The following is a 20,756-nucleotide window of genomic DNA, read 5'->3' on the forward strand; positions in this document are numbered from 1 at the left end:
GAAAACGGCGCACGTCCTGTGCGCCGCCCTCCGGGTCTCCACTTGACCGGTAAAGCCGCAAAGCAGATCAAAATCACGGCAACGGCAACGGTAACGGCAACTCCACAGCCCCTTTTCAAAGGGGGCACACGCGCGGCTCAGTACAAATCGATCGGATCGACGTCCAAAGACCAGCGCACCTTGCGCGCTTCCGGGCAGGCGTAGATCGCCGGCAGGGCGGCGTCGAGCGCGGCGTGCAGATGGCGCCGCTCCAGCGCGGTCAGGATCAGCTGCGCGCGTTGGTAACCGGCGCGGCGCGGCATCGGCGCCGGCAAGGGGCCGTTGATCTCCAGGGCGGGGCGCTGTCCCGGTGCGGGGCGCCGGCGCGGGTCGGCGAAGGCATCGATCTCGCGCCGTGCCTTGCCCAGGAACGCATTGGCGACGTCGACCTCCTGCGCTTCGGCGCGCAGCAGGGCCATGTGCGCGAACGGCGGAAAATCGGCGGCTTCGCGTTGCGCGAGCTCGGTTTCGGCGAACGCGGCATAGCCGCCGGTCAACAGCGTATGCAGCAGCGGATGCTCGGGATGGTGAGTCTGCAACAGCACTTGCCCGAGTTTGTCGGCGCGGCCGGCGCGGCCGGCCACCTGGATCAATAGTTGGGCGAGTTTTTCCGGCGCGCGGAAGTCGGCGCTGAACAAGCCTTCGTCGATGCCGACCACCGCGACCAGGGTCAGGTTCGGCAGGTCGTGGCCCTTGGCGAGCATCTGCGTGCCGACCAGGATGCCGGGCGCGGTGCCGAACTCGGCCAAATGCTGTTCGAGCGCGTCGCGGCGCTGAGTGGTGCCGCGGTCGATGCGGCGCACGGGGTAATCGGGGAAGCGCGCGCTCAGGGACTCTTCGATGCGTTCGGTGCCGGCGCCCTGCGATTGCAGGGCCAGGCCGCCGCAGTCGGGGCAGGCGTTCGGTGCGGGCCGGCGCGTACCGCAGTGGTGGCATTGCAGGCGCCGGCCGCCGCCGTGCACGGTCATCGGCGTGCCTTTGAGCGGGGTGCTGCAACGCGGGCAGTGCGCGGTCCAACCGCAGTCGTGGCACAACAGCACCGGCGCATAGCCGCGCCGGTTCTTGAACACCAACACCTGGCCGCCGGCGTGGAGCGCTTGGGCGATGGCGTCGACCAATTCCGGCGACAGGCCGGCCTCGATCGGGCGCTTGCGCACGTCGACCACCCGCACCTGCGGCGCCTGCGCCTGGCCGGCGCGGCGTTGCAGGCGCAGATGGCCGTAGCGCCCGGCCTGGACGTTGCGCAGCGACTCCAGCGAGGGCGTGGCGCTGCCGAGCAGGATCGGTATGTTCAGGGCCTTGGCCCGGACCAGGGCGAAGTCGCGGGCGTGATAACGGATGCCGTCCTGCTGCTTGAAGCTGCCGTCGTGTTCCTCGTCGATCACGATCAGGCCCGGCTGCAGCAGCGGCAGGAACACCGCCGAGCGGGTGCCGACCGCGACCCGCGCTTCGCCGCGCGCGAACGCGGCCCAGGTGCGGGCGCGTTCGCCGTCGGACAGGCCCGAGTGCAGGGCGTGGATCGGCACGCCGAGGCGGGCGCGGAACCGCGCCAGGGTCTGCGGGGTCAGGCCGATCTCCGGCACCAGCACCAGGGCCTGCTTGCCGCGCGCCAGGCAGTCGGCGATCGCGTGCAGGTAGACCTCGGTCTTGCCGCTGCCGGTGACGCCGTCGAGCAGGAAGGGCACGAAGCCGTCGGCGGCCAACACCGTGTCGACGGCGTCCTGCTGTTCCTCGTTGAGCGCCGGCCCCGGGCGCGGCGCCGGCGCACGCGCGCTGGCCGGGACGGCGATGCGCTCGGCCAGATCGCGCTTGGCCAGGGCGCGCGCGGCGCTGCGCCACTCGTCCAGGGCCTCGTCGAGACGGTCTTCGTCCTGGGGGCCGTCCTGCAGCAGGTCGGCGAGGCGGCGCGGGCGGCCGGCGCGCAGGCCTTCGCGGCCGGTGCGGCCGGCCTCGGTCAGACACCAGGCCCAGGCATGGGTGTCGGGCAGCGGCTCGCCATGGCGCAGCGGCCCGGGCAGGGCGGTCGCCAGGACCTCGCCGAGCGGGGCATGGGTGTAGCGGGCCAGCCAGCGCAGCGAGTCGAACAGCTCGCCGTGCAGCAGCGGGTCGGCATCGATCCGGCCCAGGGCGGTCTTGAGCGCGGCCGGGTCGGTCTCGTACTCGGGCGCGCCGACTTCGGCGACCACCCCGACCAACTCGCGGCGGCCGAACGGTACCCGCACCCGGTGGCCGACCGCGGCGTCGCCGTCGGCCTGGCTCGCAGGCGGCAGATAGTCGAACAGCCGCGGCAACGGCAGCGGCAGGGCGACGCGCCAGACAGTCGACGGCGGTGGAAACAGGGCCTCGGGCATGACGCCAGTCTAGCGACCGGGAACGATCGGCGGCAGCCGAAGGAGTTGCAGGCCATAGCTCGCTATTACGTGACATTAATCACGTAACTTGCGGTATACCAAGGGAAATCCCCCTTATCCACACGGGCTGTGGATAAATCTGTGCATGGCGGGTCGGCAGCGATGCGCGAGAGCGTTGAAATAAGCCCTCGGGTTAGGTTGGTGAAAAAAGTGCCAACGCGGTTATTTATATATTTATCAGAGCCTTAGCCGTGAAACATGGCTGTCATGCGGTTCTCGCCGCCGGCAAACCGAGGCTTGATGACGTTTCCATTACTGCTGTGCACAACCACTTTTGATCGCAGGCCGCGTCCTGCTTCGCGCTGGCGCGCGTCGGCGCTTTGTCAAGCGGTTTTGCACGCCGCCAGCCTCGCTATGATGGAGCGTATGGTGAAGTCGTTCCGATGAGTTCCAGACCCCCGTCCCCCAGCTCTACCGCCCCCCGGCAAAACGCTCCGGCAGCCCTCTCGGCCTTCCTTCGGGGCGTCGAACGGCGCGGCGCCGTGCTGGCCGAATTGCAGGCAGGCGATGCCGCCGCCGGCGACGCCGCGCTGGCTTCGGCGATGGCCGGTTTCCGCCAGGTCGCTGCCGACGCCTCGCTCAGCGACTGGCCGACCCGGTTCTGGGCGCTGCTGCTGACCCAGCCCGGCCTGCGCCACCGCACCCCGGTCGCGATCGCGGTCGAGGCCACCGACCGTCTCGCCGACCTCGGCAGCGGCCCGCGTGCCGCCCTGTTGCTGCGTCTGGCCGCCGGGCTCGGCGAGGGCGAGGCCGCCGCGGTGCTCGGCGTCGCCCCGGCGACCTATCGCCTGGCCCTGCAACGCGCCCTGCCGCGTCATGCCGACGGCCGCGCCGATCCGCAGGCCTGGCAGCAACTGCGCGAGCAGGTGCACCGCCGCATCAAGACCCTGCCGGCCGAGCGCCTGGCCCGTCTCGGTCAGGTACGCGAAGCGGCCCTGCAGGGTGTGGCGGTAACCGCCACCGTCGGGGCCCGTGCCGAGGCCGCGCCGCGCTCGCGTCCGCGCTGGCTGATGCCGCTGTTGTGGAGCCTGCTGGTGCTGTGCGTGCTGGCGTTCGCGGCGACCTTCTGGCCGTTCGGCGGGTTCGCCGGCGGCTGGCTCGGCGGCCCCGACGGGGTGCGGGTCAGCCCCTTGCCGGAGGCCGCCGCGCCCGCCCAGCGCTACAGCCACGAGGCCGGGCTGATCGCTCACCGCGATTTCGCCTTGCTCGCCGACCCGGACGGCCAGGCCGCCGCGGCCGAGGTCGACTTCCACAGCTGGCTCGCCGCGCGCGACGCCGGCACCATCCCGCTGCTGGCGCCGGCTCCGGCCGACGCGCCGGTGGCCAGCGACGCCCCCGCCGGCGCGCCGGCGCCGGGTTCGGAAACCGACGCCCCCGAAAGCGAAGGCCTGGAGAGCAGCGATGCGCCGCAGTGATTCCCCGCGCCGTTGGGTATGCGGCCTGGCCCTGGCTGCGGTTGCGGCGCTGACCCCGGCCGCGGCCCTGCCGCCCGATCTCGGCGAGATCCTGCAGCGCCTGCCGCCGTCGGTACAGGCGCGGCTGCAGGAAAACGCCAAGCGCTGGGCCGGCTGGAGCCCGGATCAACGCCGCGACTTCAACCATCGTGCGGCGCAGTGGGATGCCCTGAGCGTGCAGCAACGCGGCGAGCGCCGCGAACGCTATCTGGCCTGGCAGGTCTTGAGCGCCGAGGAACGCGCCCAGACCCAGGCCGCGGCGGCACGCTACGCGGCCCTGCCGCCCGACCAGCAGCAGGCCTTGCGCGCGCAGTTCGACGCCATCGACCGCAGCGATCGCCGCGGTTGGTTGCTCGGGCCTGCGCTCGGCGCCGACTACCCGGCCCTGCAGCCCTTGCTGGCGCAGATGCCCGAAGCCCAGCACGGCGCCATGCGCGAGGCCTTGCGCGCGATGACGCCGATGCAACGCAAGGACCTGGCGGTGCTGGTCCAGCGCACGCCGCCGCACGACCGCCAACGCCTGCGCAGCGGGCTGCTCGCGACCCCGGCGCCGAACCGCGGCGCGTGGCTCAGCGAAGAACTGCAGCGCTGAGCCTTGTGACGGCGGTGGCGGTGGCAAGCCTTGTTACATCCGCCGTCGCCGCGGCCTGCTAGCGTCGGCGCGACCCTCCGCCAGGCCTGCACGCATGATCGTCGAATACATCCGCTACACCCTCGAACCCGACGCCTGCGCGGCCTTCGAGCGCGATTACGCGCGCGCCGCTCTCGTGCTGGACGCATCAAAGCATTGCCTGGCCTACGAGCTCTCGCGTTGCCTCGACGAACCGCATCGTTATCTGCTGCGGATCGAGTGGGACAGCGCCGAGGGCCATCTGCAGGGCTTCCGCGGCAGTCCGGAGTTCCGCGACTTTCTCGCCGCGATCCGCGGCTACATCGGCGCGATCGAGGAAATGCGGCATTACGCGCCGACGGCGGTGGTCGGGGCGAAGACGGCGATGGCCTGAGCGTCGCGCCGTCGTCGCCGCAACATCAGTGCTACCGCGCAAGCCGCCCGCGAGTCAGCGCTGCAGCGTCCGCAGCACTCGGCGCGAGGCGTTGAAGCGGCCGCCGAAGCGCGCCATGCCGTCGGCGCGCAGCCGTGGCGCATGTTCGCGCAGGTAGTCTTCGAGCGCGGCCCGGTCGCGCAGGCGGTACTGCACGCACAAGCCGACGCGGCCGTCCGGCGCAGAGGGTTCCAGGGTTTCGTGCAAGTCGGCGCCGAGAAAGCCGGGCAGGGCGCAGATCTCGGCGATGTGCGCGCGCAGCCACTGCAGATACTCGTCGGCGATGGCGCCGTCGAGGTCGAGCGTGACCTCGTAGACCACCTCGCCGGCGGAATGCGCGCTCACATCCGCACCACGGCGGCCACCGCCAGGATCATCGCGGCGAAGGTCAGCAGGAAGAAATACAGCGTGCCGATCACGCTGTAGCGCAGCAGGGTCACCAGCCAACCGTTGCCGTATACGCGCTTTTGCATGATCAGCAGATAGATCGGCATCCACGCCCACAGCAGGCCGATGCCCCAGCCGCCGATCCAGACGAAGCCCGGCCAGTGCGGAGTAATCGCGCCGCCGAGCAGCATCAAGACGAACATCGCCAGGATCGACAGGCACAGGTAGACGTGGCTGTAGAGCGCGACCGCCAGGTGTTCGAGATAGCCGCGCCCCGAGCCCAGGTAGGCGATCTTCAGCAACAGCGCGAACAGCGGCACCATCAGGAACAGGGCGGTCGGCACCGCGCTGATCAGCGTGTGCACATAGCGCCAGGGTTCCTTGCGCAGGCGCTTGATGTTGGCTTCGCCGCGGCCGACCTGTTTGTTGAGCCAGTCGTTGGCGGCCTTCGGCCACCAGCTCACGATCAGCGGATTGGTCTGCGCGTTCCAGGCCTTGCCGTTGAACGACAGCGGGTCGCCGATGTCTTCGCAATCGGTCTCGCCGTAGCGCTCCGGATCGGACTTGCGCGCGACCGGGCCTTCGCTGGCCAGCGCATGCAGTTGTTGCAACTGGGCGGCGCGGCAGCCGGCTTCGGCGTTGACCAGGCGGATCTTGTTGGCCTGCTCGATCGCCGCGGTGGATTTCGGCGCCAGCTTGGCCAGTCCGGCCTGCAGCGGCGCGATGCGCTCGTCGCGCACCCGTTCGACCTCGGCCAGGGTCTTGGCCGCTTCGAGGGTGCCGCTCTTGGGCACGAACGCGTCGCGCACGCCGGCCGCTTTCTGCTCGGCGACCTGCTTCGCGTCCAGGCCCTGGTCGATGCGCAGCTTTTCGATGCGCTTGTCGGCCTGGCGGTTGATCGTGTTGATCGAAGTGTCGATAGCGTTGCGCGCCTCGGCCGGCACCGCCTGGCTGGCCGCCTGCAGTTCCTTGACCGTGCGCGCGCGCAGCGCTTCGACCTCGACGATGCTGTCGGCGTTCTTGATCTGCTTCTTGCTGTTGCCCAGGCGCACCGTGGTGTTCTGCATGGTGTGCACGTCGAAGCCCTGGGTGCCCTCGTCGATGTGGATCGCGAACTGGGCGACGAAGAAGGTCAGCACCGAGACGATCACGAACAGGCGCAGCGGCGCGACATAGCGAACGCGATGGCCGCCGATGTAGTTGCGGGCGACCCGGCCCGGAGACAGCAGATCGCGCAAAGTGCGGAAAATGCGCCCGTCGAGGTGCCAGAACGACTCGAACACCTCTTCCAGGGCGTGGCCGGCGTGGCGGATCGGGTTGACCACCGACTGGCTGCAGACATGGCAGTAATGCCCCTGCAACAAGGTCTGGCAGTTCTCGCAATGAGTCAGGTCGCCATGGCCGCCGGCGGCCGAAGATGAAGAGTCGGTCATCTGGAATCGATCAGGCTCCCCGGCCTTCACTTTCGAGCGGGTAAGATAGCCGTCCGCCGCGACCCGGCGCCAGCGCCCTAGACCGGATGCGCGGCCGCAGTCGTGCTGTTGGTCCTCTCCCATGTCTGCGTCATCTCCTTCCATCTCCCGCGCCGGTCTGGCCGGGGAGATCCGTACTACCGTCGTCCTGGCCGCGCCGCTCGTCGCCGGCCACGTTTCCACCGGCCTGATCGGCTTCGTCGACAACACCCTCGCCGGCCACCACAGCACCACCACCCTGGCCTCGGTCACCATCGGCACCGCCTTGTGGTGGCTGCCGATGATGGTGCCGATCGGCACCCTGCTGTCGGTGCCGCCCTCGGTATCGCAGCTCGAAGGCGCCGGCCGCCGCGGCGAAATCGGTGGCTTGTTCCGCCAGGCATTGTGGATGGCGGTGCTGTTGAGCGTGTTTTTGTTTGCGTTCCTGACCCTGATCCCGCACGCGCTGGCGGCGATGGGGATCGCGGCGGAGATCATTCCCGGCGCGCGCGACTTCCTGCACGGCATCCGCTGGGGCGTGCCGGCGCTGACCCTGTTCTTCTGCATGCGCTATCTCAGCGAGGGCCTGCACTGGACTCTGCCGACGATGTTGCTCAGCGCCGGCGGCCTGTTGATCCTGCTGCCGCTGGGCTACGTGCTGACCTTCGGCAAGTTCGGCCTGCCGGAAATGGGCGCGGGCGGGCTCGGCATCGCCTCGGCGGCGATGCTGTGGGTGCAGGCGATCGGCTTCTTCCTGGTGCTGCGCAAGGCCAGGCGCTTCGCCGACCTGCGCCTGTTCGAGCGCTTCGACCCGCCGCATTGGCCGACCATCCGCGGCCTGCTCGCGACCGGCCTGCCGATCGGGGTGACGGTGTTGATGGAGGGCAGTCTGTTCATCGTCACCGCCCTGTTGATCGGCCGCCTCGGCGAAGTGCCGGCGTCGGCGCATCAGATCGCGATCAACCTGTCGGCGCTGTGCTTCATGGTGCCGATGGGCCTGGCCGAGGCGACCACGGTGCGGGTCGGCCATTCCCTGGGCCGGCGCGACTACCACGGCGTGCGCAACGCGGCGTTCGCCGGCTATGCGATCGTGGTCGGCACCCAGTTGCTTTCGGGCATCCTGCTGCTGACCGCCAACGATCTGCTGGTGAGCTTCTACACCGCCGACGCCGCGGTCGCGACCCTGGCCGCCTCGCTGCTGCTGTACGCCGCCGCGTTCCAGTTCCCCGACGGCATCCAGGTGCTGTCGGCCGGCGCGCTGCGCGGGCTCAAGGACACCCGCAGGCCGATGATCCTGGCCGCGCTGGCCTATTGGGGCGTCGGCATGCCGGTCGGCGCCGGCCTCGGCCTGGGCCTGGGCTGGGGCCCGAAGGGCATGTGGATCGGCCTGATCGCCGGCCTGACCGTGGCCTCGGTGCTGCTGTGCACGCGCTTCATGCGCTCGAGCGAGCCCGAGCGCCTGGCCCGGCGCATGGCCGAGGAGTCGCCGCACGAGGTCGATCCGCGCGAGACCGGTTGCACCCGCGAAGCCTGAACGACGGCTGCGCTAAAAGCCCATTACCGCTTGAAAATCTGCGTTACGAATGGCGGATGAAACCCGGCACCGCGCCGGGTTAGTCTGCGCCTGTACACATGGAGCCTGTGCAATGAACGATACCGCCCCGCGTCGCGGCCCCTTGGCCCGTTTCTTCGTCGGCGCCTGGGACACGATGAACTTCACCCGCCGGTTGATCTTCAACCTGGCGTTCTTCGGTTTCCTGTTCTTCTTTCTGCTGGCCGTGGTCTTCGGCGGTCGGGCACAGCCTCTGCTGGATCGCACCACCCTGGTGATCGCGCCGGAAGGCGCGCTGGTCGAGCAATACAGCAGCGACCCGGCCTCGCGCGCGCTCGGCCGCATCTTCGGCGACAAGAACGAGGAAGTGCAGCTGCGCGACCTGTTGCGCGCGCTGGACGCGGCCAAGGACGACAAGCGCATCGAGCGCGTCGTGCTGCGCCTGGACAAGCTGCAGACCTCGGGCATGGCCTCGATGCGCGAGCTGTCCGAAGCGGTCGCGCGCCTGAAGGCGAGCAAGAAGGAAGTCATCGCCTTCTCCGAGAGCATGGACCAGAAGCAGTACCTGATCGCGGCGCAGGCCAACGAGGTCTTCCTCGACCCGATGGGCGGGCTGCTGATCGAAGGTCTCGGCCGCTATCGCCAGTACTACCGCGAAGGCCTGCAGGACAAGCTCGGCGTCGACGTGCACCTGTTCCGCGTCGGCGAGTTCAAGTCGGCCGCCGAACCCTACATCCTCGACGCCGCCTCGGAAGAGTCCAAGACCGCCGACCTGTTCTGGATGAACGATCTGTGGTCGCGCTACCTCGGCGACGTCGCCAAGGCGCGCAAGCTCGATCCGGCCCAGCTCGCCGCCGGCATCGACGAATTGCCGCAGCGCCTGGCCGCGGTCAAGGGCGACCTGGGCAAGTACGCGGTGCAGCAGAAGCTGGTCGACGGCCTGAAGACGCGCGAGGAAGTCGACACCCTGCTGACCAAGCGCGGCGTCGCCGACGAAGACGCCGACGGCGGCTTCCGTCAGATTTCGTTCGAGGCCTATGTCGCCGGCCTCGACCGCGTGGTCAATCCGGCCGACACCCGTCCGCAGGTCGCCATCGTCGTCGCCGAAGGCGAGATCTCCGGCGGCGAGCAGCCGCCGGGCACGATCGGCGGCGTCTCCACCGCGGCCCTGCTGCGCGAGGCGCGCGACGACGATCACGTCAAGGCGCTGGTGCTGCGGGTGGATTCGCCCGGCGGCGAGGTGTTCGCCTCCGAGCAGATCCGCCGCGAGATCGTCGCCCTCAAGGCGGCCGGCAAGCCGGTGGTGGTGTCGATGGGCGACCTGGCCGCTTCCGGCGGTTACTGGATCTCGATGAACGCCGACAAGATCTACGCCGATCCCTCGACCATCACCGGTTCGATCGGCATCTTCGGCATGATCCCGACCGTGCCGCGCGCGCTCGAGAAGATCGGCGTGCACACCGACGGCGTCGGCACCACCCGCCTGGCCGGCGCCTTCGACATCACCCGTCCGCTGTCGCCGGAAGTCGGCGCGGTGATCCAGAACGTCATCGACAAGGGCTATGCCGATTTCACCGGTCGCGTCGCCACGGCGCGCAAGCGCCCGGTCGCCGACATCGATGCGGTTGCGCGCGGCCGCGTCTGGAGCGGCGCGCAAGCCAAGGAGCGCGGTTTGGTCGATGCCCTCGGCGGCCTGCCCGAAGCGATCGCCGACGTCGCCGCCCGCGCCAAGCTCGGCAAGGTCGAGGACTACCGCGTGCGTTACGTCGAGAAGATGCCGACCCCATTCGAGCGTTTCTTCGCCGGCTTCGCCCAGAGCCGCGCCGGTGCGGCGTTGCTCGGCCAGTCCGATTTCGCCCGTGGTCTGCTGAGCGAGGCGATGCCGCAGGCGGCCGCCGACCTGCGCTTCCTGCAAAGCTCGGTCAAGCCGACCAGCGGCGTGCCGATCAAGGCGCTGGCCTACTGCTTCTGCGAGCTCTGAGCCGGGTTCGCCCCGCTCGCCGAGTCAACCAAACGGGCCGCATCGCGGCCCGTTTTTTTTGCGCCCGGCGCCGGCTCAGCCGCCGGCGGCTTCGATCGCCGCGCGCTGCTGCTGCGCGGCTTCGTCGACCGCGGCCTCGGTCGACTTCGCCTGTTCGATCGGTTGCTGGATCGCATCGCGCAGCTGCGTCGCCTGCGGTTCGACCGGACGCTCCTTGTCCGGCGGTTGCGGCTTGGAGCAGGCCGCCAGCGCGCACAGCAGCGCGGCGGTCGCCAGGGATAAGGCTATCGGTACGATCCGGTGAGGCGTCATGGCGGGCGTCCTGGGTCGGCGAACGCCGTTATGCTACGCCCGTCGCGCAGCTCGCGCGTCGATCCGAGACTGGTTGGAGGACGGCATGGACCCGAAACGTTGGCGATTGGACGGACAGCTCGCGCTGGTGACCGGCGGCAGCGCCGGGATCGGCCGCGCGATCGCCCGCGAACTGCTCGGTTTCGGCGCCGACGTGCTGCTGGCGGCGCGCGACGCCGCGGCGCTGGAATCGGCGCGGGCCGAGCTGCTCGAGGACTTTCCCGAACGCGAGGTGCAAGGCTTCGTCGCCGACGTCGCCGACGACGAGCAGCGTCGCGAGCTGCTCGACTGGGTCGAGGATTTCGGCGAAGGCCTGCACATCCTGGTCAACAACGCCGGCGGCAACCGCAGCAAGCCGACCAACGACTACACCGAGGACGAGTGGCGGCAGATCTTCGAGATCAACCTGTTCTCGGCCTTCGAGCTGTCGCGCTATGCGCACGCCCTGCTGACCCGCCACGCCTCGTCGAGCATCGTCAACATCGGCAGCGTGTCGGGCAACCTGCACGTGCGCACCGGCGCGCCCTACGGCATGAGCAAGGCGGCGATGCACCAGATGACCCGCAACCTCGCGGTCGAATGGGCCGAGGACGGCATCCGCGTCAACGCGGTCGCGCCGTGGTACATCCGCACCCGCCGCACCTCCGACAAGCTCGCCGATCCGGATTATCTCGACGAGGTGCTGCTGCGCACGCCGCTGGGCCGGATCGGCGAAGCCGAGGAAGTGGCCGCCGCGGTCGCCTTCCTGTGCCTGCCGGCGGCGGGCTACATCACCGGCGAATGCATCGCGGTGGACGGCGGCTTCCAGCGTTACGGTTTCTGAACCCGGCGGCGCCGGTCGCGCCGAAAGATGCGGCCGGGCGAGCCTGCCCGCGCCCCGTTGCTGGGCGCGGTTTGGCAGTTGCGCATGAGCGGCGGGCGTATACTTCGGGCATGCGCGTTTCGCTGACCATCGTCGCTGCCGACGGGGCCGAACTTCCGGCCGGCAGCCCCGTGCGGGTGCAGTTGCGCGACACCTCGTTCGAGGACGCACCGGCGCGCACCCTGCAGGAATGGCAGGCGGTCGTGCCCGAGCACGCCAAGGCCGTGCCGCTGAGCATCGAGATCGATACCAGCGCCGACGAAGCCACCTTTTGGGTCCACGTCGATCGCGACGGCGACCGCCGAGTCACCGTCGGCGACTACATCACCACCCGTGCCTACCCGCTGCGCACCGCCTCCGCCGAGATGACCCTGGTCGTCAGCCGCATCGACTGAGCTCCGGCCAGCCATTCGGCCACCGCGCGCCCGATCGGCTGCCCGGTGCGCTGTTCGATGAAGAGGAATTCGCCGGCGGTGTTGATCTCGAAGAAGTAGTACTCGCCCTGCGGGGTGAGGCGCAGGTCGATCGCGCCGTACTCCAGGCCCAGCCGTTGCATCAGCGCCAGCAGCCGTTGCCGCAGCGGCAACGGCAGCGCGTGCTCGCGCACCGTCGCCGCGCCGAGGTTGGGACGGAAATCGATCGAACCCGGCACCGGGTCGAGCTTGATCTCGGCCGGGAACAAGCGCCCGCCGACCGCGGTGACGCGGATGTCGGCCGCGGCCGGCACGAACTCCTGGAAGATCACCGGCGCCAGCCTGACCGTGTCCAGGTGGGCGAGGTCGTCCTCGCCGAGCAGGCGCGTCTCGCGCCACACCGCATGGGTGCACGAGAAGGTCTTGTGCACGGTCGCGCCGGGCCCCAGCGCGTGCACGAACTCGCGCACGCGCTGCGGGTCGGAACTGATCAGGGTGCGCGGCACCTTGAAGCCGAGTTCGGCGGCGATGCGCAACTGCGCGGCCTTGCGCGAGGCGGCATCGTCGCGGCCGGGCTCGTTCATCCAGCGCGCGTCGCCGAGCAGACGCCACAGGCCGTTGAGCGCCTCGTTCCATTCGTTGGCGGTGAACAGGTGCGCCTGCGCATCGGTGACCGAAGACAGGTCGGGCGCCTGCGGCCGGCGCCACCACACCGAGCCCACCTCGTCGAGCGCATGGCGTTCGCCGCCGGCGCGCGCATAGTCGATGCGCGGACGCGCGCCGTCGGCGTAATCGATCGAGAGCGTGGCGCGATCCGGAAACTCGGCCAGATCGAACAGCAATGCCGGTCGCTCCATCGCCTGCAGATGGTCGAGCACGCAACGGGCATGGGCATCGGCTTGGTGCGAAATCAGCAGGATCACGGCACGCTCTCCCGGTCAGCCGTTGCCGCCGCCGGCGCCGGATTGGGCCAGTTGGGCGAGTACCGCGGCGGTTTCGTCGTATTGCGACTGCAGCGCGGCCCGGGCCATGTCGGCGCGGGCGAGTTCTTCGGCGAGCTGCTGCAACTGGGCATCGAGCGCGGCCACGGTGTCGGCGTTCTCGTCGCCGACGTCGCCGGCCGAGGTCGCCATCGCGAACGGCAAGGCGCCGCGCGCGGCCGGATTGACCAGCAGCGGCGGACGTCCCGGCAGGGTCAGGTTTTCGGCGATGGTCGGCCCCGGGTCGAAGATGCCTTCCTTGCGCGTGTCGGTGACCTGCTCCTTGATCGTGTCGGTGATGATGTCCTTGCGGATTTCCTTGAGGGTGTCGCTGAGCTTGTCGCGCACCGCTTCCTTGATGCGTTCCTTGAGCGTGTCGGTGGGCGATTCCTTGATCGTGGTCAGCGGGCAGAACGAATTGACCGCGGCGATGTCGCCGGCCGACAGGCTGCTGCGCTGGCCGATCACCGTGCCCGGCGGCACCGCGCCGATCGGCACGATGGTGTCCTTGCCGTTGGACGAGAACGCGTTGCGCGGGTAATGCATGATCGAGCCGTAGTCGTAGCTGCCGATGTCGTCGCCGTCGCTGATGTGCTGGTTGAAATTGTGCTCGTAGCCGGCGGTGATGTTGGCCCACTGGATGCTCACGAACGAATCGCGGTCCTCGCGGCTCTGCTCGTGCCACAGGCCGACGACGTGGCCGATCTCGTGGATGGTGTTGCCGAGGCTGCAACTGCTGGCGAGGTTGACGAATTGCTGGCCGCCGCGCCGGCCGACCTGGGCCGAGCAGCCGCTGCCGGGGCGGAAGGTCACGTAATCGGCTTCGGTGGTGCGCAGGATGAAGCGGAAGCGCGTCTTGGCTTCCCAATGCGCGATCGCATCGGTGACGCGAGCCGTGTTGGGCAACGCCGGGTCGATGGTGTAGGGGATCCTGCAGCCGGGCCAGCGGAACTGCGAGCCGCTGATCGCCACGGCCATCGCCACGCCCGAAGTGGATTCGGAGCGCAGCATGTCCGAGATGCGTTCGACCTCCTCGACCGTGCCGAGCACGATGTCGCCTTCGAACATCGCCATGCCGTCGATTTCGACGTACTGCACGGCCTTCGCGCGGAAGGTCTCGCCGCGGATCAACGCGGTGCGCACGGTGCCGCCGCCGCGGAATTCGCCTTGTTTGGCCGGCTTGGCTTTATCGCCGGCGGTGCCTTTCCTGGTTGCCATCTGCCGTCTCCTGTCGCCGTCGCGGTGACACGGGCGCGGGCCCGTGCCGGCGAAGGCGCAGGACGCCGCGTGTCCGTCGCCGCGGCGGCGGGCTTCGGGCCGTGGGTGGCGCGCGATGGCGCGCCGATGCCTCGGCGATTGCTGATGTGGACTAGCGGCATGCGTGCGGCGGCCAGGGCCTGGCCGCGGCGGGCGATCGCGTACGACGCTTGCGCCAAAGAGGCTGCGATCGACGCGTGGGTGCGCTCGGCGCACTCGGCGTGTCGATGGCCGAGCGCGCGAACGAGTTCGCATGTCCGTTCGAGTGGGATGCCGGCCCGTGCTTGGCGTCGTCCACCGTGGTCCAGCGCGTCGTGTCCCTCGACGAGGCGGGGCCGTCCTCGCTGCGGCGGCTCCAGCTATAGGAACGCGCCTGCGGTGCGCGGCCGGACAGATCCGATCGCGTTTATGTGCGCTGTGTCGGCGATCGGGCGATGCCGGCGCAGCTCGGCCGGCGCGGCTCAGCGGCCGCAGGTGCTCTCGGTGACGATGCGCTGGATGCGCGCGACTTCGGCGGCGGAGGCGTCGCGGCTGTCGCTGCGACCGAAACGCAAAGCCGATTCGGCTTCGCGCAGGCGCTGCTTCCAGTTTTCGCACAGCGCTTCGTCGGGCAGGCGCTGGCATTGGTCGTCGACCATCTGGCAGGCCACGCCGGCGCCGGAGGCGGTGGTGCCCAGGCCGGTGGTCTGTAGCGCCGCACAGCGCTGCGGCGGACGGCCGTCGTCGCTGAGGTAGCGGCCGTTATCGTAGGTGCGGCATTCGAACAGCACCGGCGGCGGCAGGCGGTCGCCGTCGGCGATTTTGGGGGCGGCCGGCTTGGCCGGCGGCGGCCGGCTGACCGAAGGCAGTTGCGAGGACACCGGCGGGTGCGGCGGCGGGGCGTTGGCCGGTGCGATCGGCGGCACCGGCGAGGTGATGAACAACGGCGGCGCCGCGCTCGACGGCGCCGAATCGATCACGCGCTTGTCCTGCGTGCTGCCTTTCGGGCACGGCGTGTTGTTCTGCACGGTCAACTGGCCGAGGGCGTCGGTGCAGCGGTAGATCACGACCTTGCCGGGCTGGGCGGAAACGCCGGCGCAGGCCAGCAACAGGACGGACAAGCACCACCACACACGCATCAGTAAGCTCCGCAATCGGCGTTCAGGCGCGCATCGATGCCGCGCTGTTCTTGGGTGATCTGGGCGCGCTCGCTCTGCAGCGCGCTGTTGTAGCGGCGGTCGCCTTCGTAACGACGGTCGCGCAGACGGCTGCAGACTTCTTGCTGCGGCAGTTGCTGGCATTCGTCGCGCACCAGCTGGCTGCCGTAGTAGACGCCGTAACCGTAATCGTAGCCGCCGGAATAATACCCGCCGGAGCGCGCGGTGCCGGCGTAGGCGACGTTGCCGTGGCGGCCGGCGATGGCGATGCGCGCGCTCGGATCGCCCAGGCGCGGGGTCGGCGCACCGATGCGGCCGCCGAGCGAGGTGCGGTTGTTATAGACCGGCACGCCGTAGCCCAGGTCGACGATCGGCATCATGCGCGGATTGCCGTCGCCGTTGTTGCTGGTGTAGCTGCTGCCGTCCGGGCGGACGCATTCGTACATCGGCTGCGGCGTGTGCACGATCAAGCGCTGCGGCCGGCGTTCGGAGGCGACCGGCGCCGGTGCGGCGACGGCGGTGTCGAGCGGGCGCGGCGGCGGGTCGACCGGCCGCATCATGGTCATCGTCTGCTGACGCTGGCCGCCGGTGCACGGCGTATCGCGCAGGCTGATGTGGCCGCGCTCGTCGGTGCAGCGGTAGATCAATACCTCGGCGGCATGGGCGCTGCCGGACAGCGCGCCGCCGCACAGCCAGGCGGCGAGCACGCTGGACAAGAGCGCGGCCGGTACGAGGCGGAGGCGGCGGGCACGGGACATGCGCGCATCTTGCGCTTCCGCTGCGTTACGGGAAAGTCGAATCCGCGGCCGAGCTGGCGTGTGGTGAGTACCCGATGGCGAGGCGTTCGGCAGCGGAGCGGGACGCGGCCGGGGCACGGGCCGGTGCCAGTTCAGCCGTGCACGGTCAGCTGCGCATGTTCAGCCCCGCACGACCTCGCCGCTGAGCGCCACCCGGATCGCGGTCGGCGCGGCCAGGCCGCCGGTCTCGCCCTCGCAGACGCCGTCGCTGAGCGCGAGCAGGGCCGGGTCGAGTTCGCCGCGGCGGAACGCCGGCGGATGGCCGGCGAGGTTGGCGCTGGTCGAGACCAGGGCGTGGCCGAAGGCCTCGCACAGGGCACGCGCCTGCGGGTGCGCGGTCACCCGCACCGCGACGCTGCGATGGGCTCCGCTGATCCACGACGGCAGCGCCGCGGTCGCCGGCACCGCCCAGGTATGCGGCCCCGGCCAACTGGCGAGCACGGCTTCGCGGCGCGGCGCCGGCAGGGCGTCCCAGTCGACCCAGGCATCGAGTTGGGCGATCGACGCGGCGATCAGGATCACCCCCTTGTCGACCGGCCGCCGCTTGATCGTCAGCAGGCGATGCACCGCGGCTTCGTCGCGCGGATCGCAACCGATGCCCCAGACCGCTTCGGTCGGGTACACCACGACGCCACCGCGTGCGAGCGCGGCGGCGGCATCGGCGATGGACAGGGCAGGGGCGGGCATGACGGCTCCGGGCGGTGGCAACCGCGAGTGTCGCATGCACGCGCGAGGCCGCTCCAGGGAGCGGCCTCGCAGCCGGCCGGGCCGTTCAAGCCACGACGACCGCAAAGCTTCCGTCCGTTCGAGCGGACGGATCAGTGGCCGTGGTGGGCGTGTTCGTCGGCGTAGGGTTGGGCCGACTCGGGCAGGCGCACGTCGAAGGCGTAAGAGCGGTTGCCGGTCAGCCAGACGTGGTTGCCGGCGCTGCCGGACTTGGCCTGGATCAGCTCGGCGCCGCGCTTCTCGCCGATGCGGGCGAAACGCGAACGCGCGTTGACCTCGTCGCCGACCCGGCGCGGCCAGTCGATCACCGAGGTCTCGCCGGCGCGCAGCACGGTCTCGACCTTCTCGGCGTCGGAACCGTCGGCGTTGAACACGCGCAAGGTGACCGTGGTGCCGACCGGATAGTCGTTGGCGACGTTGAGGTTGCCGGCATCGCGCCAGGCCGAGTTGCGCTCGGCCAGCGCGTTGCTGAAGTTGACGTCCATGCAGGTGTAGAAAGCTTCGGTCGAGTCCGAGCGCTGCCAGGTGTTGTAGATCACGTGGCGGCCGGTGCGGTTCGGCAGGGTGCAGGTGATGTGGTAGTTGTTGCCGCTCGACAGCGGCACCTTCGCGCTCTTGCAGAACTGCTGCATGCTGCTCCACTGCAGCGCGGTGCTCGGGTTCCAGCCCTGCGGCGTGACATAGAACGTCCATTCCTTGGTCGCGTGCGGTGCGGTCGCATAGAAGGTGAAGGTGTGGCTGGCGCCGGAACGCAGCGTGGTGGTCTGCCAGTCGCTGCGCAGCACGTCGAGGCCGCGGAAGGTCGGGTTGCCGCCGCTGCACAGCTTGCCGTTGGGCACCACCGCCTGGTGGTTGCTGTTGGCGTTGGCCTGGTTGATGCCGTTCCAGTCGTAGAACAGCTGCGGTCCGGCGACCGCCCAGGCGGCGCGGCAGGCCGGGTCGGCCGGGTTCTCTTTATTGCCGAGATAGCACTTGTAGATCCGGCTTTGCGGATTGACGAAGGTGCCGTGCGCCCAGACGGCGGACACGGGCGACAGCGCTGCGCACAAGGCGGCGCCGGATACGAGGAGAGAGGTGCGGGCAATGCGGTTCATGGCGACTCCTGTCGTCGGGATAGGTGAAAGACACCCCCCAACAACTTCGGTCGTCCATCGATCAGCGCGATTTCGATCGCGTCTTGAATGCGCACGATCCTAGACGGCGCTTCGGCGCGAATCTGTGCGTGCGGTCGCCATGCGAGGAGACGCCGGCGCATGGAACGGCGGCGGAAAGCCCGAAAGCGAGCTTTCCGTCACGCCGTGCGGTCGCCTCAGGCGACCGCTTTCTTCACGACTTTCTTGGCCGCCTTCTTGGTCGCGGTCTTCTTGGCGACCTTCTTGACGGCTTTCTTCGCCGCTTTCTTGGCCGGCGCTTTCTTGGTCGCGGCCTTCTTCACGGCTTTCTCGGCCGGCGCCTTCTCGGCGACCGCTTTCTTGGCCGCGGCGGTCTTCTTGGCCGCCTTCTTGGCCGGTTCCTTCTTCGCCGCGCCCTTCTTGCCGAAGCGGCCGCGCATCGGCTTGCCGGTTTCTTCCATCAGCTTGACCACTTCCTCCAGGGTCAGCGAGGCCGGCTCGCGATCCTTCGGGATGCGGCCGTTGAGCTTGCCGTCGCTGATGTAGGGGCCGAAGCGGCCGTTGAGGACCTGGATGTCGCTGCCCTCGAACTCCTTGATGATGCGGTTGCGGGCGATCTCTTCCTTCTCTTCGATCAGGAACACCGCGCGCGCCAGGTCGATCGTGTAGGGGTCGTCTTCCTTCTTCAGCGAGGCGTACACGCTGCCGCGCTTGGCGAAGGGGCCGAAGCGGCCGACGCCGACGCTGACTTCCTCGTCCTTGTCCAGGCCGAGCTTGCGCGGCAGCTTGAACAGTTCGAGCGATTCCTCCAGCGAGATCGTGTGCATGCTCTGGCCGGGACGCAGGGACGCGAAGGTCGGCTTGTCCTCGTCCTCGGCGGTGCCGATCTGCGCGTACGGCCCGTAACGGCCCAGGCGCACGCTGACCGGTTTGCCGCTCTTGGGGTCGGTGCCGAGTTCGCGCGCGCCGGTGGCTTCGCTGCGGTCGACCGATTCCTTCTTCTCTTCGACGAGCTTCTTGAACGGCCCCCAGAAGCGCTCCATCAACGGCACCCACTCTTCCTCGCCGCGCGACACCGCATCGAGCTCGTCCTCGAGCTTGGCGGTGAAGTCGTAGTCGACGTACTGAGTGAAGTGGCCGGACAGGAACTTCGACACCGCGCGGCCGACGTCGGTCGGACGGAAGCGGCGGCTGTCGAGTTCGACGTACTTGCGGAACAGCAGGGTCTGGATGATCGAGGCGTAGGTCGAGGGGCGGCCGATGCCGTATTCCTCGAGCGTCTTGACCAGCGAGGCTTCCGAGAAGCGCGGCGGCGGCTCGGTGAAGTGCTGGTCGGCGTGGATGCGGTCGAGCGGGATGCGGTCGCCGGTCTTCATCAGCGGCAGCTTGCGGCCTTCGTCCTCGTCCTCGGCGGCCTTGGCGTCCTTGCCTTCCTCGTACACGGCGAGGAAGCCCGGATCGATCACGGTCGTGCCGGAGGCGCGGAAGCTGTGCTCGGAGCCGGCGGCGAGATCGACGCTGACCGTGTTGAGCGTGGCCGGTACCATCTGCGAGGCCACGGCGCGCTTCCAGATCAGTTCGTACAGGCGGCGGCCGTCGTCGTCGAGGAAGCGCGAGACCTGCGATGGCGTGCGCAGCGCCGAGGTCGGGCGGATCGCTTCGTGCGCTTCCTGCGCGTTCTTGGACTTGGTCTGGTAGGTGTTCGGCTTGTCCGGCAGGGCCTTGGTGCCGAAGTCGCGGGCGATCACGTCGCGGATCTCGGCGACGGCCTCCTGCGACAGGCTGACCGAGTCGGTACGCATGTAGCTGATCAGGCCGACCGTGCCCTCGTCGCCGAGCGCCATGCCCTCGTACAGCTTCTGCGCCACGCGCATGGTGCGCGAGGTGGTGAAGCCGAGCTTGCGCGAGGCTTCCTGCTGCAGGGTCGAGGTGGTGAACGGCGCGGCCGGGCGGCGCTTGCGTTCCTTGCTGGTGACGTCGGTGACGTGCAGGGCGCCGTTGGCGGCGGCGACGATCCGCTTACGCGCGCTTTCGGCGGTTTCGCCATCGGTGATGGTGAACTGCTCGAACTTCTTGCCGTCGAATTTATTGAGCTTGGCGGTGAACGACTGCTGCGGATGCGCGCACTCGGCCTCGATGCTCCAGTACTCGCGGGCGACGAAGGCTTCGATCTCTTCCTCGCGCTCGACGATCATGCGCAGCGCCGGCGATTGCACGCGGCCGGCCGACAGCCCGCGCTGGACCTTACGCCACAGCACCGGCGAGAGGTTGAAGCCGACCAGATAGTCGAGCGCGCGACGCGCCTGCTGCGCATCGACCAGGTCGCTGGCGATGGCGCGCGGGTGGCTCATCGCCTCCTTGATCGCGCGCGGAGTGATTTCGGTGAACACCACGCGCTGCAGCGGCTTGCCTTCGAGCAGGCCGCGCTCGCGCAGGATCTCGCCGATGTGCCAGCTGATCGCCTCGCCCTCGCGATCCGGGTCGGTCGCCAGGAACAGGTTGTCGGCGCTCTTGGCGGCCTTGGCGATCGCGTCTACGTGTTTCTCGTTCTTCTCGATGACGGCGTAGTCCATCGCGAAGTGGTTGTCGGGATCGACCGCGCCCTCTTTGGGCACCAGGTCGCGGACATGGCCGTAGGAGGCCAGGACGGTGAAGTCCTTGCCGAGGTACTTGTTGATCGTCTTGGCCTTGGCGGGCGACTCGACGATGAGGAGGTTCTTGGCCATGGGTACTCCGCAGGCCCGGTGCGGGCGCTGCACGGCAGCGGTGCCTCGTGAGGCAGGGGTTAAGAAGGCGACGCCCGC

General features: G+C 69.3%; 18 protein-coding genes. 7 read left to right on the top strand and 11 right to left on the bottom strand.

Annotation, left to right across the window (positions count from 1 at the left end):
• Positions 1-137: 137 nt before the first annotated feature.
• Positions 138-2,390, bottom strand: a complete 2,253-nt coding sequence (locus EX88_RS0111380; protein ID WP_031372113.1) for a primosomal protein N' — start codon at positions 2,388-2,390, stop codon at positions 138-140.
• 542 nt (positions 2,391-2,932) lie between these two features.
• Here EX88_RS0111380 and EX88_RS0111385 point away from each other — a divergent pair.
• From EX88_RS0111385 to EX88_RS0111395, 3 genes are all read left to right on the top strand, one after another.
• A complete protein-coding gene (locus tag EX88_RS0111385; RefSeq protein ID WP_051885000.1) occupies positions 2,933-3,865 on the top strand; it encodes a hypothetical protein in 933 nt (310 codons plus the stop codon).
• Positions 3,852-4,496: a DUF3106 domain-containing protein gene (locus EX88_RS0111390; protein WP_031372115.1), complete on the top strand. Its 645-nt coding sequence runs from the start codon at positions 3,852-3,854 to the stop codon at positions 4,494-4,496. The genes EX88_RS0111385 and EX88_RS0111390 overlap by 14 nt, the downstream gene beginning before the upstream one ends.
• A gap of 94 nt (positions 4,497-4,590) precedes the next feature.
• Positions 4,591-4,908: an antibiotic biosynthesis monooxygenase family protein gene (locus EX88_RS0111395; RefSeq protein WP_031372116.1), complete on the top strand. Its 318-nt coding sequence runs from the start codon at positions 4,591-4,593 to the stop codon at positions 4,906-4,908.
• Between the two features lie 54 nt (positions 4,909-4,962).
• Here EX88_RS0111395 and EX88_RS26525 read toward each other — a convergent pair whose 3' ends face one another.
• Complete coding sequence (locus EX88_RS26525; protein ID WP_161786116.1) at positions 4,963-5,292, bottom strand: DUF4286 family protein; 330 nt, start codon at positions 5,290-5,292, stop codon at positions 4,963-4,965.
• Complete coding sequence (locus tag EX88_RS24520) at positions 5,289-6,767, bottom strand: DUF3667 domain-containing protein (RefSeq protein WP_051885002.1); 1,479 nt, start codon at positions 6,765-6,767, stop codon at positions 5,289-5,291. The genes EX88_RS26525 and EX88_RS24520 overlap by 4 nt, the downstream gene beginning before the upstream one ends.
• A gap of 121 nt (positions 6,768-6,888) precedes the next feature.
• Here EX88_RS24520 and EX88_RS0111415 point away from each other — a divergent pair, with 121 nt between their 5' ends.
• The gene (locus EX88_RS0111415; RefSeq protein WP_081930882.1) at positions 6,889-8,319 is read left to right on the top strand and encodes an MATE family efflux transporter; all 1,431 of its coding nucleotides are present in this window, start codon (positions 6,889-6,891) and stop codon (positions 8,317-8,319) included.
• 112 nt (positions 8,320-8,431) lie between these two features.
• Positions 8,432-10,318: a signal peptide peptidase SppA gene (gene sppA, locus EX88_RS0111420; protein WP_031372119.1), complete on the top strand. Its 1,887-nt coding sequence runs from the start codon at positions 8,432-8,434 to the stop codon at positions 10,316-10,318.
• Positions 10,319-10,393: 75 nt separating this feature from the next.
• On the opposite strand, the gene EX88_RS0111425 is transcribed toward sppA, so the two are convergent.
• Complete coding sequence (locus EX88_RS0111425; protein WP_031372120.1) at positions 10,394-10,630, bottom strand: hypothetical protein; 237 nt, start codon at positions 10,628-10,630, stop codon at positions 10,394-10,396.
• Between the two features lie 85 nt (positions 10,631-10,715).
• Between EX88_RS0111425 and EX88_RS0111430 the strand changes: the two genes are divergently transcribed.
• Positions 10,716-11,492 (top strand): SDR family oxidoreductase, encoded by a 777-nt coding sequence (locus EX88_RS0111430; RefSeq protein WP_031372121.1) that lies wholly within the window; start codon positions 10,716-10,718, stop codon positions 11,490-11,492.
• A gap of 110 nt (positions 11,493-11,602) precedes the next feature.
• Entirely contained in the window at positions 11,603-11,926 is a 324-nt protein-coding gene (locus tag EX88_RS0111435; protein ID WP_031372122.1) for a YbaY family lipoprotein, read from the top strand.
• Here EX88_RS0111435 and EX88_RS0111440 read toward each other — a convergent pair.
• From EX88_RS0111440 to EX88_RS0111475, 7 genes are all read right to left on the bottom strand, one after another.
• Positions 11,869-12,867, bottom strand: a complete 999-nt coding sequence (locus EX88_RS0111440) for an MvdC/MvdD family ATP grasp protein (RefSeq protein WP_051885004.1) — start codon at positions 12,865-12,867, stop codon at positions 11,869-11,871. The two genes, EX88_RS0111435 and EX88_RS0111440, sit on opposite strands and share 58 nt — an antisense overlap.
• Positions 12,868-12,882: 15 nt before the next feature.
• Positions 12,883-14,142, bottom strand: a complete 1,260-nt coding sequence (gene legP / locus EX88_RS26875) for a Dot/Icm T4SS effector Zinc-dependent metalloprotease LegP (protein ID WP_051885005.1) — start codon at positions 14,140-14,142, stop codon at positions 12,883-12,885.
• A gap of 500 nt (positions 14,143-14,642) precedes the next feature.
• Complete coding sequence (locus EX88_RS0111455) at positions 14,643-15,299, bottom strand: DUF4124 domain-containing protein (RefSeq protein WP_036148662.1); 657 nt, start codon at positions 15,297-15,299, stop codon at positions 14,643-14,645.
• Positions 15,299-16,075 carry a DUF4124 domain-containing protein gene (locus EX88_RS0111460; RefSeq protein WP_031372126.1) on the bottom strand — a complete coding sequence of 259 codons (777 nt, stop codon included), beginning with the start codon at positions 16,073-16,075 and terminating at the stop codon, positions 15,299-15,301. Before EX88_RS0111460 ends, EX88_RS0111455 begins: the two co-directional genes overlap by 1 nt.
• Before the next feature lie 159 nt (positions 16,076-16,234).
• On the bottom strand, positions 16,235-16,801 hold the full coding sequence (locus tag EX88_RS0111465; RefSeq protein ID WP_031372127.1) for a Sua5/YciO/YrdC/YwlC family protein: 567 nt from the start codon (positions 16,799-16,801) through the stop codon (positions 16,235-16,237).
• Positions 16,802-16,932: 131 nt separating this feature from the next.
• A complete protein-coding gene (locus tag EX88_RS0111470) occupies positions 16,933-17,934 on the bottom strand; it encodes a lytic polysaccharide monooxygenase (RefSeq protein WP_051885007.1) in 1,002 nt (333 codons plus the stop codon).
• 215 nt (positions 17,935-18,149) lie between these two features.
• Positions 18,150-20,678 (bottom strand): DNA topoisomerase I, encoded by a 2,529-nt coding sequence (locus EX88_RS0111475; RefSeq protein ID WP_031372129.1) that lies wholly within the window; start codon positions 20,676-20,678, stop codon positions 18,150-18,152.
• Positions 20,679-20,756: the final 78 nt, after the last annotated feature.

This window comes from Lysobacter antibioticus (genome assembly GCF_000731095.1).
GTDB lineage: Bacteria > Pseudomonadota > Gammaproteobacteria > Xanthomonadales > Xanthomonadaceae > Lysobacter > Lysobacter antibioticus_B.

Coding starts and splice junctions, on each gene's coding strand:
- legP (WP_051885005.1), bottom strand. CDS start 14,142: ATGGCAACCAGGAAAGGCACCGCCGGCGATAAAGCCAAGCCGGCCAAA.
- EX88_RS0111470 (WP_051885007.1), bottom strand. CDS start 17,934: ATGAACCGCATTGCCCGCACCTCTCTCCTCGTATCCGGCGCCGCCTTG.
- EX88_RS0111380 (WP_031372113.1), bottom strand. CDS start 2,390: ATGCCCGAGGCCCTGTTTCCACCGCCGTCGACTGTCTGGCGCGTCGCC.
- EX88_RS0111390 (WP_031372115.1), top strand. CDS start 3,852: ATGCGCCGCAGTGATTCCCCGCGCCGTTGGGTATGCGGCCTGGCCCTG.
- EX88_RS0111465 (WP_031372127.1), bottom strand. CDS start 16,801: ATGCCCGCCCCTGCCCTGTCCATCGCCGATGCCGCCGCCGCGCTCGCA.
- EX88_RS0111460 (WP_031372126.1), bottom strand. CDS start 16,075: ATGTCCCGTGCCCGCCGCCTCCGCCTCGTACCGGCCGCGCTCTTGTCC.
- sppA (WP_031372119.1), top strand. CDS start 8,432: ATGAACGATACCGCCCCGCGTCGCGGCCCCTTGGCCCGTTTCTTCGTC.
- EX88_RS0111455 (WP_036148662.1), bottom strand. CDS start 15,299: ATGCGTGTGTGGTGGTGCTTGTCCGTCCTGTTGCTGGCCTGCGCCGGC.
- EX88_RS24520 (WP_051885002.1), bottom strand. CDS start 6,767: ATGACCGACTCTTCATCTTCGGCCGCCGGCGGCCATGGCGACCTGACT.
- EX88_RS0111475 (WP_031372129.1), bottom strand. CDS start 20,678: ATGGCCAAGAACCTCCTCATCGTCGAGTCGCCCGCCAAGGCCAAGACG.
- EX88_RS0111435 (WP_031372122.1), top strand. CDS start 11,603: ATGCGCGTTTCGCTGACCATCGTCGCTGCCGACGGGGCCGAACTTCCG.
- EX88_RS0111395 (WP_031372116.1), top strand. CDS start 4,591: ATGATCGTCGAATACATCCGCTACACCCTCGAACCCGACGCCTGCGCG.
- EX88_RS0111425 (WP_031372120.1), bottom strand. CDS start 10,630: ATGACGCCTCACCGGATCGTACCGATAGCCTTATCCCTGGCGACCGCC.
- EX88_RS0111415 (WP_081930882.1), top strand. CDS start 6,889: ATGTCTGCGTCATCTCCTTCCATCTCCCGCGCCGGTCTGGCCGGGGAG.
- EX88_RS0111430 (WP_031372121.1), top strand. CDS start 10,716: ATGGACCCGAAACGTTGGCGATTGGACGGACAGCTCGCGCTGGTGACC.